We start from the raw sequence: 12,877 nt of genomic DNA, 5'->3' as shown, positions 1-12,877 counted from the left end.
CAATGCTGATCTTCCGCCCGCGCACCGAATGAGCAGCCCGTCCACCCGAGAAATCTTCATCCAGGGCGTCACCCTGGATGGCAAGACCTTCCGGCCCAGCGATTGGGCCGAGCGGCTCGCGGGCGCCATGTCGTGCTTTCGTCCGCAGGGCGCGGTGGCGCCCGGGCGTGGCGCGTTCATCGGGTATTCGCCGTACTGCGTGCCACGCACGATCAACGGTGTGAGGTGCGTGATCGTGAACGAGGCGCTGCGCGGGATCGAGCCCATGGCCTGGGACTTCGTGATGAATTTCGCTCGGGACAACCAACTCCAGGTGAGCGAGGCCTGCCTGCTGCCGGAGGTGGCACCCACGAAGGCGGGCGGCGCGCCATGAAAAAAGCCCGCTTGCGCGGGCTTTTGTCTTCGCGATCTGGGGGGCAATCAGGCGGCGGCGAGCGCCTTGACCTTGGCCGACAGGCGGCTCTTGTGGCGAGCGGCCTTGTTCTTGTGGAACAGGCCCTTGTCGGCCACGGAGTCGATCACGCTCTGGGCAGACTGGAAGAGTTCGGTGGCCTTGGCCTTGTCGCCAGCGACAACAGCCTTCTGGACATTCTTGATGACGGTGCGGAACTTGGAGCGCAGCGCGGTGTTGGCGGCGTTCAGCTTAACGTCTTGGCGAACGCGCTTGCGGCCCGAAGCGATGCGGACCGTCTTTTTGGCTTTGGAAGAAGTGGCCATGTTGGATCTGTACCCAGATTGAGCGAAGTCCGCGAGTATAGCAGGGCAAGCCCCTAGCTCGCAAATCGCGCCCCAATACGTGAGCGGGCGCTATCTCACGCAGGCATAATCCCGCCGCCCATGAACCTGCTGCGCGCCGCCTCGATCGTCTCTTTGCTCACCTTGGCGTCACGCATCACGGGCCTGGTCCGGGAGCTGATCGTCGCCGCCCTGTTCGGCGCCGGCGCCTGGACGGACGCCTTCCAGGCCGCCTTTCGCATCCCCAACATGCTGCGCCGGCTGTTTGCCGAGGGCGCTTTCTCGCAGGCCTTCGTTCCGCTGCTCGGCCACACCCGAGCCAAAGAGGGCGACGAAGGCACCCACCTCCTGGTGAGCGCGGTCGCGACGGTGCTGTTCTGGGCGCTGCTGCTGACTTGCGTTCTGGGCGTCGTGGCAGCTCCGGTCGTGGTGTGGCTGATGGCCTCGGGGCTGAAGGAGTTCAACGGCGCCGTGCTGATGACGCGTTGGATGTTCCCCTATATCGGGTTCATTTCCCTCGTGGCGCTGTCGGCCGGCATCCTCAACACCTGGAAGCACTTCGCCGTGCCGGCCGCCTCGCCGGTGCTGCTCAATCTGTCGATGATCGCTGCCGCCTGGGGCCTGTCGCCCTGGTTCAGGCAGTGGGGCATCGAGCCGATCTTTTCGCTCACCGCCGGCGTCATGCTGGGTGGGGTCCTGCAACTGGCGGTGCAAATCCCGGCGTTGCGCCGCGTGGGGCAACTGCCGCGCATCGGCCTCACGTGGTCGAAGCTGCAAGCTGCCTGGCACCACCCCGGTGTGCACACCGTGCTCAAGAAGATGGCCCCGGCGCTGCTGGGCGTGTCGGTGGCGCAGCTCTCGCTGATCATCAACACGCACATCGCCTCGCACATCGGCGTCGGTGCCGTCTCGTGGCTGACCTACGCCGACCGTCTGATGGAGTTCCCGACCGGCCTGCTCGGCGTGGCGCTCGGTGTGGTTCTGATCCCGCAGCTTTCGGCCGCGCAGGGGAAGGGCGCGACCGCCGACTACTCGGCGATGCTCGATTGGGGCCTGCGCCTCGTGTTGATGCTGGCCTTGCCGTGCGCCGTGGCGCTGCTGGTCTTTGCGCAGCCCCTGGTCGCGGTGCTCTACCAGCGCGGGGCGTTCACGGCTGTGGACGTGGTCCAGACTGAACACGCCTTGATCGCCTACGGCGTCGGCCTGCTCGGGTTGATCGCCATCAAGGTGCTCGCGCCAGGGTTCTACGCCCGCCAGGACGTGGGCACGCCGGTCAAGATCGCCGTGACGGTGCTGGTGCTGACGCAGTTGCTGAACCTGCTGCTCGTGCCGCGGCTGGGCCATGCCGGCCTGGCCTTGTCGATCAGCCTCGGGGCCATGGTCAACGCCACCTGGCTTTTCGTCGGGCTGCGCCGCGCCGGGGCGTACCAGCCCTCGCCGGGCTGGCTGGCGTTCGGGCTGCGTGTCGTGGTGGCCAGTGCCGTTCTGGGTGGGTTCCTGTGGTGGGCGGCGGGTGCCGTGCCCTGGGTCGGCATGCAGGCGCAAGACGGGCGCCGTGTGCTGCTGATGACGGGCTGCTTGGTCGCCGGCGTGGCGGTCTACTTTGCGACCCTGCTGGGCAGCGGCCTGAACTTCCGTCAGTTCATGCGGCGCGGATAATCCTGCGCCATGCCCGGCCGCCTGCAGTTCCAAGCCCCGACGCCGCTCGAGTATTTCGCCACCTTGGTGGCCGACGATGCGAGTCTGCCGCTCGTCGAGGCGGCGGTTGCGATCGGGCAGGACGAAGATCCTCAGCTCGACACCCAGGCGGTGCTCGCACAGATCGATGGCCTCGCGGCGCGGCTCAAGCAGCGCGTGCCGGCCGATGCCGGGCCGCGCCAGCGCTTGCGCCTCATGAACCAGTTCTTCTTCAACGAACTGGGGTTCGCGGGCAATGTCAACGACTACTACGCCCCCGGCAACAGCCTGCTCAGCACGGTGCTGGAGACGCGCCGTGGCATCCCCATCACGCTGGCCGTGCTCTACATCGAACTGGCCACGCAGATCGGCCTCACCGCCCGTGGCGTCTCGTTCCCGGGGCACTTTCTGGTCAAGCTGCGTCTGTCCGAAGGCGAGGTCGTGATCGACCCCTTCACCGGGCAGTCGCTCTCGCGCGAGCAACTCGACGAACTCCTGACGCCTTACCGCCGTCAACAAGGCCTCACCGGCGACTACGACGTGCCGCTGGGCCTGTTCCTCCAGGCGGCCGCGCCTCGGGACGTGCTGGCGCGCATGCTGCGCAATCTGAAGGAAATCCACCGCGCCGCGGCCGACTGGCCGCGCCTGCTCGCGGTGTTGAATCGCCTGGTCGTGCTCTTGCCTCAGGCGTGGGAAGAGCGTCGCGACCGCGGGCTGGTGCAGGCCGAACTGGGTTCGCTCGATGCCGCCGCACACGACCTGGGCGACTACCTCGCCCACGCACCGGACGCTGCCGACCGAACGGCCATCGGCGAGCGGCTCCTGGCGCTTCGAGCGCCCGGTTCAGGACCGCTCCATTGACCTGTATGCATGGCCAGCAGCGGGTGGCCTGCCTTTAGAATCCGCCATTCCCTGCGAATCAGATCCACCGGCCGGTTGACTGGCACCCCCACCGACGATCGCTCATGCAACTCACTTTCGCCACGCGGCTGCGCCCCCTCGGCGCCCACCGCATGCCGTCCCGGGCATGAAGCAGATTCCTCTGGCGATCGGCAGCGAGCCGCTGCGATCGTTCGCAAACTACATGGCGGGTTCCAATCTGCCCGCGGTCACGCACCTGCGTGCGCTCACGCAGCCGGCAGCGCCGGTCTATCTGTGGGGCCCCTCTGGCGTGGGCAAGACCCATCTTCTGCACGCCCTGGCGGGGCAGGTGCAGCAGCAGGGCGGTCGCGCGAGCTGCCTGAGCGCAGCCGTGGCGGCGCCCTGGCCGTTCGAGGAGCGCAACGGGCTGATCCTGCTCGACGACTGCGACCAGTTCGACGCCTCCCAACAGCACGCCGCCTTTGCGTTGTTCGTTGAGGCGGCGCCCTACGGCATCCCCATCGTGGCGACCGGCAACGTTCCGCCGGTCGATCTGCCCCTGCGCGACGACCTGCGCACGCGCCTGGGCTGGGGCCACGTGTTCGCCCTGCAGCCACTCAACGAGCCCGAGGCGCGAGCGGCGCTGCGCCGCGAGGCCGATCGGCGCGGGCTCTTTCTGTCCGACGACGTCATGGACCACCTGCTCACGCGCTTTGCCCGCGACCTCAAGCACCTGATGGCCATCCTCGACCGGCTCGACGAGTTCGCGCTCGTGCACAAGCGCGCGATCACGGTGCCCTTGCTCAAGCAGATGCTTGCCGAGGAGCAAACCCCCTCATGAACCTTTGCCTCTTCGACCTCGACGACACCCTGCTGCCATTCGACTCCGACCACGCCTGGGGCGAGTTCGTCGTGCGCCAGGGGTGGGTCGACGCCACTGAGTTCGCGCGCCACAACGACGCCTTCTACGAGCAATACAAGGCCGGCACGCTCGACATCCACGCCTACATCGAGTTCGCCACCCGGCCGTGGCGCGAACACCCAGCGGCATACATGGCGCAGGCGCAGGAGCGCTTCATGGGCGAAGTGATCCTGCCCCTGCGGCCCGAAGCGGCCGATCTCGTCCGGCACCACCAGGCGCAGGGCGATCTGGTGGCCATCGTGACGGCGACCAACGAGTTCGTCACCGCACCGATCGCGCGGGCCTTCGGCGTTGAGCATCTGCTGGCCGTTGAGCTCGAACGGGGCCACGCGGGTAACATCACGGGCCGGATCCAGGGGACGCCGTCGTTTCGAGAAGGCAAGACGGTGCGAACGCAGCAGTGGCTCGCCCAGTTGGGCCACCGGCTGCAGGACTTTGAACGCATCAGCGTTTACAGCGATTCGGCCAACGACCTGCCCCTGCTCGAACTGGCCAGCGATCCCGTGGCCACCAACCCATCCGCGCCGCTCGAGGCAATCGCCCGTGAGCGCGGCTGGCGCATTCTTCGGCTGTTTTCCTGATGATCAAAAAGCTCATAGACAAGCTGCTGGGCAAGCCCGGCGCGGCCAAGGCGGCCCATCCGAAGGGCAAGCGGGTCGAAGTGCCTCTCGCCGAACACAACATCGACCTCGGCTTGGTCGACGAGCACGCCATCCGCGTCGTCAAGACGCTGGCCGATGCCGGCTACGAGGCATTTATCGTCGGCGGTGCGGTGCGAGACCTGCTGCTCGGCCTGCGTCCCAAGGATTTCGACGTGGCCACGAACGCCACGCCCGAGCAGGTCAAGGGCCTGTTCCGACGCGCGTTCATCATCGGCCGGCGCTTTCGCATCGTCCACGTGGTGTTCGGCCGCGGCCGCGAGCATGAGGTGATCGAGGTCTCGACCTTCCGCGCGCTGGTCGACGCGGCGGGCGCCGAGCCCGTGAAGGGCAATGAAAAGACGTCCAAGGCCGACCTGGTCGACAAGCACCACGCAGTGGATGCAAGTGGGCGTGTGCTGCGCGACAACGTCTGGGGCCCTCAGATCGAAGACGCGGCACGGCGAGACTTCACCGTCAACGCCATGTACTACGACCCGCAGAAACAGATCGTGGTCGACTACCACGGCGGCATCAAGGACGCAAAGAAGAAGGTGCTGCGCATGATCGGCGACCCGGTCACACGCTACCGCGAAGACCCGGTGCGCATCATTCGCGTGGTGCGCTTTGCCGCCAAGCTCGGCTTCAGCATCGATCCCAAGACTCGCGCTCCCATTCAGGAGATGGCGGCGCTGCTCGAGAGCGTGCCCGCCTCGCGCACCTTCGACGAGATGATCAAGCTGTTGCAGACCGGCCACGCGCTGTCCAGCATCGAAGAATTGCGCAAGCAGGGTTTGGTCGGTGCGCGCACGGGCGTGTTCCCCATCCTCGACGTGGTGCTCGATGACGCGAAGAAGCACCCCGAGCGCGCCAAGTTCGTCGAGTTGGCGCTGTCCGACACCGACCGACGCGTGGGCGAGGGCAAGCCCGTGGCGCCGAGCTTCATGCTGGCCTGCATGCTGTGGCACGACGTGCTCGACGGCTGGGCCAAACTCAAGAAGCGCGGAGAGGCGCCGTACCCGGCCTTGCAGCAGGCGGTCGACGCGGTGTTCGACGCGCGCATCGGCGACATCTCAGGCCGCGGAAAGCTCGGGGCCGACATGCGCGAGATCTGGCTCATGCAAACGCGCTTCGAGCGCCGCACCGGCCAGGCACCCCTCACGCTGGTTGAGCAACCGCGCTTCCGCGCGGGCTTCGACTTCCTTCGCCTGCGTGCCGATGCGGGCGAGATCGAGCCCGCGCTAGCGCAGTGGTGGGAGGCCTTCTCCCTGGCCGATGCCGACGAGCGCACGCGCATGATCGCGCAGGCGCGCACGACCGATGCGCCGCGCCGCCGTGCGCCATCTGCCTCTGCCGCCGGTAGTTCTTCCGCGAGTTCTTTTGCGGCGGGTTCATCCGCCCCGTCTCCTGCGGACGCACCAGAATCAGAAGAGCAGGGCGACGCCCCGAAGAAGCGCCGCCGCCGCCGCCGCAAGCCCGCCGGCACAGGTGCCGGCGCGGCGCCCAGCGGCGAGCAGTGACGTCGGGCAGTCGATGAAGCCTGCGCCCGTGCTGGCCTACGTCGGCCTGGGCGCCAACCTGGGCGATGCCGAAGACACGCTGACGATGGCGCTTCAGTCGATTGGCGATCTGCCCGACACCGCGTTGATCAAGGCCTCGTCCTTCTACCGCACCGCGCCGGTAGATGCCCAGGGGCCAGACTTCCTCAACGCCGTCGCCCAGATCAAGACCGGCCTCGACCCGCAGGCACTGCTGCAGCGGCTCCAAGGTATTGAAGCCCGGCACGGGCGTGAGCGCCCCTATCGCAATGCCCCACGCACGCTCGATCTCGATGTGCTGCTGTATGGTGACGCGGTCATCGAGACCCCCACACTCACCGTCCCTCACGCCCGCATGCACGAGCGAGCTTTCGTCCTGGTCCCCCTGGCCGAGGTGGCGCCTGCCACCCTCGACGTGCCGGGGCGCGGCAGGCTGAGCGAGCTGCTCCCAGCCGTTGCGGGCCAACGCATCGACCGCCAGGAGTCCCCATGAGTTCGCCACGCTTGCCCGATCGTGCTGCCACGCCTGAGTCGATCGGGTTCACCACCGCGGGGCTGGATGCGCTCGATGGCTTCCTGGCCGATCAGGTCGAGCGGCAGCGCATTCCTGGAGGCGTGGCGCTGATCGTGCGGCGCGGCCGCCTGGCGTACTTCGAGGCGCATGGGAGGCGCGATCCGCAGCGGCCCGACCCGATGCAGCGTGACACCGTCTTTCGCATCTACTCGATGACCAAGCCCCTGGTCTCGGTCGCAGCGATGATGCTGTTCGAAGAGGGGCGGCTGCTGTTGTCGGACCCTGTCGCCAAGTACCTTCCCGAATTCGCCGACACGCCGGTGGGCGTGGTCCAGGGTGACGGCAGCATCGGGCATGCGCCCGTGCAGCGCGCCATGACGGTGCACGATCTGTTGCGCCACACCGCAGGGCTCACGTACGAGATCCTGGCCCCCTCTCCCATCCGCACGCTTTATGTCCGCGCCAAGATCTACCGCCGCGACTGGAGCAATGAAACGTTCTGCCAGGCGATGGCTGCCTTGCCGCTGATGTACCAGCCCGGCACGGCATTCGAGTACAGCCGCGCCACCGACGTGCTGGCCCGCGTGGTCGAGGTGGTGGCGGGTGAACCCTTGCGCGCGTTCTTCAAGCGGCGCATCTTCGAGCCGCTGGGCATGGTCGACACCGGCTTTCACGTGCCGGCGCCGGATCACCATCGCCTGGCCGAACCCTTCCCCACCGATCCCGACACCGGAAATGAAGTCAGGCTGATCGGCGTGCACGAACCGGTGGCGATGGACATGGGCGGCGGCGGCCTCGTGTCGACCGCGGCCGACTACGCACGTTTTTGCCAAGCGATGTTCAACGGGGGCTCACTTGACGGCTACCGCCTGCTTGGGCGCAAGACGGTGGAGCTCATGACCAGCGACCACCTGGGCGATATCCCGAACGTGTGCGAGGTGCTGCCGCCGGGGTTCGGTTTCGGCCTGGGCTTTGCCGTGCGTCGAGAAGCGGGGCTGTCGCCGAGCGCGGGCTCGCCGGGCATGTACTACTGGGGTGGCATGGCCTGCACCACCTTCTTCATCGATCCCCAGGAGGAGATGTACGCCGTCTTCATGGCGCAGGCGCCCGGGCAGTCGGACGAGGTTCGCACGAAGTTCCGCAATCTCGTGTACGCCGCATTGGGAGACTGACGTGGGCAGCAACTTGACCATCCCCCTGCAGACCGTTGCGCTGCTGGTGGCATCGAACGTCTTCATGACGATTGCGTGGTACGGCCACCTCAAGAACCTTGCCGACAAACCCTGGTACGTGGCGGCCCTCGTGAGTTGGGGCATCGCGCTCTTCGAGTACTTGCTCCAGGTGCCCGCCAATCGCATCGGCTATGGCGGTGGGTTCACGCTCGCGCAGCTCAAGATCACACAAGAGGTGATCACCCTGGCGGTGTTCGTGCCGTTCGCCATGTTCTACATGAATCAACCGTTCAAGCTCGATTACGTGTGGGCTGGGCTGTGCCTGGTGGGTGCGGTGTATTTCATCTTCCGAACCTGATGCAGCCTGCGCAGACTCACCGGCTCGAGCGCTTTCGCCATATCGCCATCGAGGGCCCGATCGGCGTCGGCAAGAGCTCGCTCGCGCGGCGCCTGGCGGCGCACCTCGGGGCGGAACTGCTGTTGGAGCGGGCCGATGAGAACCCGTTCCTGGAACGCTTTTATGCCGACGGCCCCGGCTATGCCTTCCAGACACAGGTGTTCTTCCTGTTCCAGCGGGTGCGACAGGTGCGAGAGCTCGCCCAGCCGGGCATGTTCTCGCCAGCGATCGTCAGCGACTTCATGCTGGCCAAGGATGCGCTGTTCGCACGCATGAACCTGAGCGACGAGGAGTACCGCCTGTACAGCCAGATGTACGCGCAGGTCTCGCAGCAGCTGCCGCAACCCGATCTGGTGGTGTGGCTGCGGGCAACGCCGGCCACGTTGGTGCAGCGGATCCAGCGGCGCGGCATCGCCATGGAGCAGCGCATCGAGCCCGGCTACCTGGAGCGCTTGTGCGATGCCTACGGCGAGTTTTTCCAAGCCTTCGACGCGGCGCCTTTGATGATCGTCAACAGCGAGCATTTCAACCCGGTCGATCGCGCCGACGACTTTGACGCACTGCTTGACGCCTTGAATGCGTTTGACGGTTCGCGCGCCGTCTTTGACTTGTCTCCCGACTGATTTGCCGGATACGCGGCGCTACACTCGCGCCTTGTCGTTGTGACAGAACTGTGACAAGGCGGCGCGATGCCGCTGATTCCCTGGAGATAACACCATGCTCTTTGGCAAGCTGCTTCCACGTGAGGGCAACTTCTTCGAGCTCTTCAACCAGCATGCCAATTTCATCGTCGAAGGCGCGCACGCCTTCATGGCGATGATCCAGAACTACGGCGACGTCGACCTGCGCGAGAAGCACGCCAACGCCGTGGTATCCGCAGAGCGCGCGGCCGACAAGGTGACGGCCGAAGTCAACCGGCTGCTGCACAAGACCTTCATCACGCCGATCGACCGCGAGCAGATCCACGGCCTGATCAACGCGATGGACGACATCGTCGACTTGCTGCAAGACGCCACCGAAACCATGCAGCTGTATGACGTGAAGACCATGACCGATGAAGTCATGCGCCTGGGCGACCTCAGCGCCAAGTGCTGCGAGCGTGTGCAGCATGCGGTTTCGTTGTTGCCCAAGCTGAACCAGGCAGATTCCGCCGAGGCTGCGATCAAGACCTGCGAAGAGATCGACAAGCTCGAATCCGATGCCGACCGCGTGATGCGCTCGGCGATGTCCAAGCTCTTTCGCGAAGAGAACGATGTGCGCGAGCTGATCAAGCTGAAGGCGATCTACGAGCAGCTCGAATCCATTTCAGACCGTTGCGAAGACGTCGCGAACCTGATCGAGGGCGTCGTCCTCGAGAACTCCTGATCGTTTCCCGGAGCCTCGGATGGAATCGATCCAGGTAGCGTTCTGGGTGGTGGTGATGCTGGTCGTCCTGGCCATCATCTTCGACTTCATGAACGGCTTTCACGACGCGGCGAACTCCATCGCCACCGTTGTATCGACAGGCGTTCTCAAGCCCCAGCAGGCGGTTTTGTTCGCCGCGTTCTTCAACGTGCTGGCGATCCTGGTCTTCCACCTCAACGTGGCGGCCACCGTGGGCAAAGGCATCGTCCAGCCCGGTGTGGTGGATCACCACGTGGTCTTCGGAGCTCTGATGGGGGCGATCATCTGGAACGTCATCACCTGGTGGTACGGCATCCCGTCGAGCTCATCGCACGCGTTGATCGGGGGCATCTGCGGGGCGGTGATCGCCAAGGCGGGTGTCGTTTCGCTTGTGGGCTCTGGCGTGATGAAGGTCGTTGCCTTCATCTTCGTGTCACCGTTGCTCGGCTTCGTGCTGGGTTCACTGCTGATGGTGGCGGTGGCCTGGATCTGCCGGCGAACGTCTCCGATGCGTGTGGACAACTGGTTCCGGCGCCTCCAGTTGCTGTCGGCAGGTCTCTACAGCCTGGGTCATGGCGGCAACGATGCGCAAAAGACCATCGGCATCATCTGGATGCTGCTGATCGCCACTGGTTATGCGTCGAATGCCGACAAACTGCCACCGACCTGGGTGATCTGGAGCTGCTATCTCGCGATCGGCCTCGGGACGATGTTCGGTGGCTGGCGCATCGTCAAGACCATGGGTCAGAAGATCACCAAGCTGAAACCCGTGGGCGGTTTCTGTGCCGAGACAGGCGGTGCTCTGACCTTGTTCCTGGCCACGGCGCTGGGGGTTCCCGTCTCGACCACCCACACCATCACCGGTGCCATCGTCGGCGTGGGGTCGGTGCGCCGCGCGTCGGCCGTGCGTTGGGGAGTGGCCGGGAACATCGTCTGGGCCTGGATCTTTACCATCCCCGCGTCCGCCTTCGTGGCAGGCGTCTTCTACTGGGTCAGCTTTTCGCTCTTCACTTGACCCCCGCGTGGGTCACTGGCTGATCTTTCGGCCTTCTTCGATCTGGTACTCGAAGTAGCGCTGCCCGCTGAACGCGATGGTCGACATCAGGACCGTCGCTCCCACGAGCAGCGAGATGACGAGTGCGATCACGACCCCCCAGCCACTCGCATGCGCTCGACCATTTGGGTTGAACCGCGCGTTCCATGCCTCGTCTGGCATCAACCCGTAGACGATGGCCGAGAGCATCGCCGATGACAAGGCGATGCCCAGCAGGGGCACCAGCAGCCAGGCAAGTTGGTCATCCTGGCCGAGGTCAAGCACGCGCTTCACGCCATAGGCACCCAGCAGCGTCGGCACCCACCACAGCCACCCCCAGGCATCGCGAAAGCCATGCAGGTAGAAGCGGTGCAATCCCAGGCCGCCACCGATCAGCGCGATCCAGGTGGCGAGCGTCTTTGATTTGTAGTGGGTCATGCGTCGCTCGCCGGCGCGCTGCCATCACCTGCGCCGAGGGCACGCTGCATGATGACGACGTCGCGCCAGGCGTCGAACTTCCAGCCGCTGGCCTTGAGAACACCTGTGTGTTCGAAGCCGAGACTCTGGTGCACGCCGATCGAACCGGCATTGGCCGAATCGCCGATCACGGCGAGCATTTGACGGGCGCCCAGCGCCTCGCACTGAGCCAGCAACTCGGCGAGAAGCAGCTTGCCGATGCCTCGGCCGCGTGCGGAATCGGCCAGATAGATCGAATCCTCCAGGCAGAACCGATACGCCTTTCGCGGGCGGAAGTGGTTCGCGTACGCGTAGCCCAGAACCTGGCCGTGTTGCTCTGCAACGAGCCAGGGCAGCCCCTTTGCGATCACGTCGTCGCGCCGGCGGGTCACTTCGGCCAAGTCGGGCGGATCGAGTTCGAACGTTCCGGTGCCGTTGAGCACGTTCCAGGCGTAGATCTCGGTAATTCGTGCCAGATCGGCGTTCTGGCTGGGGCGGATGCAGGGGGGCGTCAAGTTTGCACTCAGAAGTTGCGCTTGAGTTTATAATGCGCGGTTTCGATGGCGGTTGGCCGATGGCCGGCGTATCTACGACATCGAGTTCCCGGCAGGAACGTGTGGTTGCTGCCCTTTGATCTGCTCGCCCTGAGTGTCTCCTGGTGCGGTGGATGTTTTCAATACTCAAGGAAACAACATGGTCGTGATTCGACTCGCACGTGGTGGCGCCAAGAAGCGTCCTTTCTACAACATCGTCGTCTCCGATTCCCGCAATCGCCGTGACGGCCGCTTCATCGAGCGCGTGGGTTTCTACAACCCCGTGGCCTCCGGTGCCGAGCAGCCGCTGCGCGTTGCGTTCGACCGCGTCGATTTCTGGTCTAACAACGGCGCTCAACTGTCGCCGACGGTGGCTCGCCTGGTTGCGCAAGCCAAGGCTGCGGCCTGACATCGATCGTGGCCGAGACGCCCTCGGTTGCCGGGTCCGGTGATCCGGCCTGGCCTGAGGACGCGATCGAAGTCGGCCGCATCGTAGACGCCTGGGGCGTGAAGGGCTGGGTCAAGATCCAGCCCTTTGCATCTGACCCCCAGGCGCTTTTTTCTTCCCGCCGCTGGTTCATCAAGCCGCCGGAAGACGCCGTTCTGAAGCGGCTGGGCGCCCAAGCCAGCCGTTACCCGGCGCTGCTCAAGATCACCCAGGCCAAAGAGCATGGCGACATCGTCGTCGCTCAGGCACAAGAGGTCGAAGACCGCAGCGGCGCCGAGGCGCTGCGCGGGGCCAGGATCTTCATCAGCCGCGCGAGTTTCCCCACTGCAGACACTGACGAGTACTACTGGGTCGATCTGATCGGCCTGTCAGTCGTCAATCGCCAGGGCGAAGACCTGGGTACAGTGGTCGGCCTGATCGACACCGGCCCGCACAGCGTGCTGCGAGCCCAGCCCGCGGATGCCAAGGCAGACGAGCGTCTGATTCCGTTCGTGGCGGCGTACGTCGACGCCGTGAGCCTCGCCGAGAAGCGCATCACGGTCGACTGGGGGCTGGATTACTGATCCGGAC

17 protein-coding genes are annotated in these 12,877 nt (G+C 65.5%); 14 read left to right on the top strand and 3 right to left on the bottom strand.

The window, feature by feature from the left end:
- Positions 1-28: 28 nt before the first annotated feature.
- On the top strand, positions 29-373 hold the full coding sequence (locus AC1KAR_RS04425) for a DUF3579 domain-containing protein (protein ID WP_480314847.1): 345 nt from the start codon (positions 29-31) through the stop codon (positions 371-373).
- Between the two features lie 47 nt (positions 374-420).
- Here the strand turns inward: AC1KAR_RS04425 and rpsT are convergent, their stop codons facing one another.
- Positions 421-717, bottom strand: a complete 297-nt coding sequence (gene rpsT, locus AC1KAR_RS04420) for a 30S ribosomal protein S20 (protein ID WP_027693218.1) — start codon at positions 715-717, stop codon at positions 421-423.
- Between the two features lie 120 nt (positions 718-837).
- On the opposite strand from rpsT, the gene murJ reads away from it, so the two are divergent.
- From murJ to AC1KAR_RS04365, 11 genes are all read left to right on the top strand, one after another.
- The gene (gene murJ / locus AC1KAR_RS04415; RefSeq protein ID WP_480314844.1) at positions 838-2,394 is read left to right on the top strand and encodes a murein biosynthesis integral membrane protein MurJ; all 1,557 of its coding nucleotides are present in this window, start codon (positions 838-840) and stop codon (positions 2,392-2,394) included.
- Between the two features lie 9 nt (positions 2,395-2,403).
- Complete coding sequence (locus AC1KAR_RS04410; protein WP_480314842.1) at positions 2,404-3,273, top strand: SirB1 family protein; 870 nt, start codon at positions 2,404-2,406, stop codon at positions 3,271-3,273.
- 166 nt (positions 3,274-3,439) lie between these two features.
- Positions 3,440-4,114: a DnaA regulatory inactivator Hda gene (hda, locus tag AC1KAR_RS04405; protein WP_480314840.1), complete on the top strand. Its 675-nt coding sequence runs from the start codon at positions 3,440-3,442 to the stop codon at positions 4,112-4,114.
- Positions 4,111-4,776: a histidinol-phosphatase gene (locus tag AC1KAR_RS04400; RefSeq protein WP_480314838.1), complete on the top strand. Its 666-nt coding sequence runs from the start codon at positions 4,111-4,113 to the stop codon at positions 4,774-4,776. The genes hda and AC1KAR_RS04400 overlap by 4 nt, the downstream gene beginning before the upstream one ends.
- Complete coding sequence (gene pcnB, locus AC1KAR_RS04395) at positions 4,776-6,353, top strand: polynucleotide adenylyltransferase PcnB (protein WP_480314835.1); 1,578 nt, start codon at positions 4,776-4,778, stop codon at positions 6,351-6,353. The genes AC1KAR_RS04400 and pcnB overlap by 1 nt, the downstream gene beginning before the upstream one ends.
- 13 nt (positions 6,354-6,366) lie before the next feature.
- A complete protein-coding gene (gene folK / locus AC1KAR_RS04390) occupies positions 6,367-6,864 on the top strand; it encodes a 2-amino-4-hydroxy-6-hydroxymethyldihydropteridine diphosphokinase (RefSeq protein WP_480314833.1) in 498 nt (165 codons plus the stop codon).
- Positions 6,861-8,057, top strand: a complete 1,197-nt coding sequence (locus tag AC1KAR_RS04385; RefSeq protein WP_480314831.1) for a serine hydrolase domain-containing protein — start codon at positions 6,861-6,863, stop codon at positions 8,055-8,057. Before folK ends, AC1KAR_RS04385 begins: the two co-directional genes overlap by 4 nt.
- Before the next feature lies 1 nt (position 8,058).
- Entirely contained in the window at positions 8,059-8,415 is a 357-nt protein-coding gene (locus tag AC1KAR_RS04380; protein WP_480314829.1) for a DMT family protein, read from the top strand.
- A complete protein-coding gene (locus tag AC1KAR_RS04375; protein WP_480314827.1) occupies positions 8,415-9,077 on the top strand; it encodes a deoxynucleoside kinase in 663 nt (220 codons plus the stop codon). The genes AC1KAR_RS04380 and AC1KAR_RS04375 overlap by 1 nt, the downstream gene beginning before the upstream one ends.
- A 94-nt stretch (positions 9,078-9,171) precedes the next feature.
- Positions 9,172-9,819, top strand: coding sequence for a DUF47 domain-containing protein (locus AC1KAR_RS04370; protein WP_480314825.1), 648 nt, complete (start codon positions 9,172-9,174; stop codon positions 9,817-9,819).
- Between the two features lie 19 nt (positions 9,820-9,838).
- Positions 9,839-10,852, top strand: coding sequence for an inorganic phosphate transporter (locus AC1KAR_RS04365; protein WP_480314823.1), 1,014 nt, complete (start codon positions 9,839-9,841; stop codon positions 10,850-10,852).
- Positions 10,853-10,864: 12 nt separating this feature from the next.
- On the opposite strand, the gene AC1KAR_RS04360 is transcribed toward AC1KAR_RS04365, so the two are convergent.
- Positions 10,865-11,308 (bottom strand): TM2 domain-containing protein, encoded by a 444-nt coding sequence (locus tag AC1KAR_RS04360; protein WP_480314821.1) that lies wholly within the window; start codon positions 11,306-11,308, stop codon positions 10,865-10,867.
- Complete coding sequence (locus tag AC1KAR_RS04355; RefSeq protein ID WP_480314819.1) at positions 11,305-11,841, bottom strand: N-acetyltransferase family protein; 537 nt, start codon at positions 11,839-11,841, stop codon at positions 11,305-11,307. The genes AC1KAR_RS04360 and AC1KAR_RS04355 overlap by 4 nt, the downstream gene beginning before the upstream one ends.
- Positions 11,842-12,019: 178 nt before the next feature.
- Here AC1KAR_RS04355 and rpsP point away from each other — a divergent pair, with 178 nt between their 5' ends.
- Both rpsP and rimM read left to right on the top strand, forming a co-directional pair.
- The gene (gene rpsP / locus AC1KAR_RS04350; protein WP_480314817.1) at positions 12,020-12,268 is read left to right on the top strand and encodes a 30S ribosomal protein S16; all 249 of its coding nucleotides are present in this window, start codon (positions 12,020-12,022) and stop codon (positions 12,266-12,268) included.
- Positions 12,269-12,276: 8 nt separating this feature from the next.
- Positions 12,277-12,870: a ribosome maturation factor RimM gene (rimM, locus tag AC1KAR_RS04345; RefSeq protein WP_480314815.1), complete on the top strand. Its 594-nt coding sequence runs from the start codon at positions 12,277-12,279 to the stop codon at positions 12,868-12,870.
- Positions 12,871-12,877 lie beyond the last annotated feature (7 nt).

Source organism: Piscinibacter sp. PDB1-1 (genome assembly GCF_056675995.1).
Note: the sequence above shows the minus strand (reverse complement) of the source record. Positions and strands in the feature narration are given on the sequence as shown.

Excerpts from the sequence above, each read along its gene's own strand:
- murJ (WP_480314844.1), top strand. The coding sequence starts at position 838 with ATGAACCTGCTGCGCGCCGCCTCGATCGTCTCTTTGCTCACCTTGGCG.
- AC1KAR_RS04375 (WP_480314827.1), top strand. The coding sequence starts at position 8,415 with ATGCAGCCTGCGCAGACTCACCGGCTCGAGCGCTTTCGCCATATCGCC.
- folK (WP_480314833.1), top strand. The coding sequence starts at position 6,367 with ATGAAGCCTGCGCCCGTGCTGGCCTACGTCGGCCTGGGCGCCAACCTG.
- AC1KAR_RS04370 (WP_480314825.1), top strand. The coding sequence starts at position 9,172 with ATGCTCTTTGGCAAGCTGCTTCCACGTGAGGGCAACTTCTTCGAGCTC.
- AC1KAR_RS04385 (WP_480314831.1), top strand. The coding sequence starts at position 6,861 with ATGAGTTCGCCACGCTTGCCCGATCGTGCTGCCACGCCTGAGTCGATC.
- AC1KAR_RS04425 (WP_480314847.1), top strand. The coding sequence starts at position 29 with ATGAGCAGCCCGTCCACCCGAGAAATCTTCATCCAGGGCGTCACCCTG.
- AC1KAR_RS04365 (WP_480314823.1), top strand. The coding sequence starts at position 9,839 with ATGGAATCGATCCAGGTAGCGTTCTGGGTGGTGGTGATGCTGGTCGTC.
- hda (WP_480314840.1), top strand. The coding sequence starts at position 3,440 with ATGAAGCAGATTCCTCTGGCGATCGGCAGCGAGCCGCTGCGATCGTTC.
- rpsT (WP_027693218.1), bottom strand. The coding sequence starts at position 717 with ATGGCCACTTCTTCCAAAGCCAAAAAGACGGTCCGCATCGCTTCGGGC.
- AC1KAR_RS04410 (WP_480314842.1), top strand. The coding sequence starts at position 2,404 with ATGCCCGGCCGCCTGCAGTTCCAAGCCCCGACGCCGCTCGAGTATTTC.
- rpsP (WP_480314817.1), top strand. The coding sequence starts at position 12,020 with ATGGTCGTGATTCGACTCGCACGTGGTGGCGCCAAGAAGCGTCCTTTC.
- AC1KAR_RS04400 (WP_480314838.1), top strand. The coding sequence starts at position 4,111 with ATGAACCTTTGCCTCTTCGACCTCGACGACACCCTGCTGCCATTCGAC.
- pcnB (WP_480314835.1), top strand. The coding sequence starts at position 4,776 with ATGATCAAAAAGCTCATAGACAAGCTGCTGGGCAAGCCCGGCGCGGCC.
- AC1KAR_RS04360 (WP_480314821.1), bottom strand. The coding sequence starts at position 11,308 with ATGACCCACTACAAATCAAAGACGCTCGCCACCTGGATCGCGCTGATC.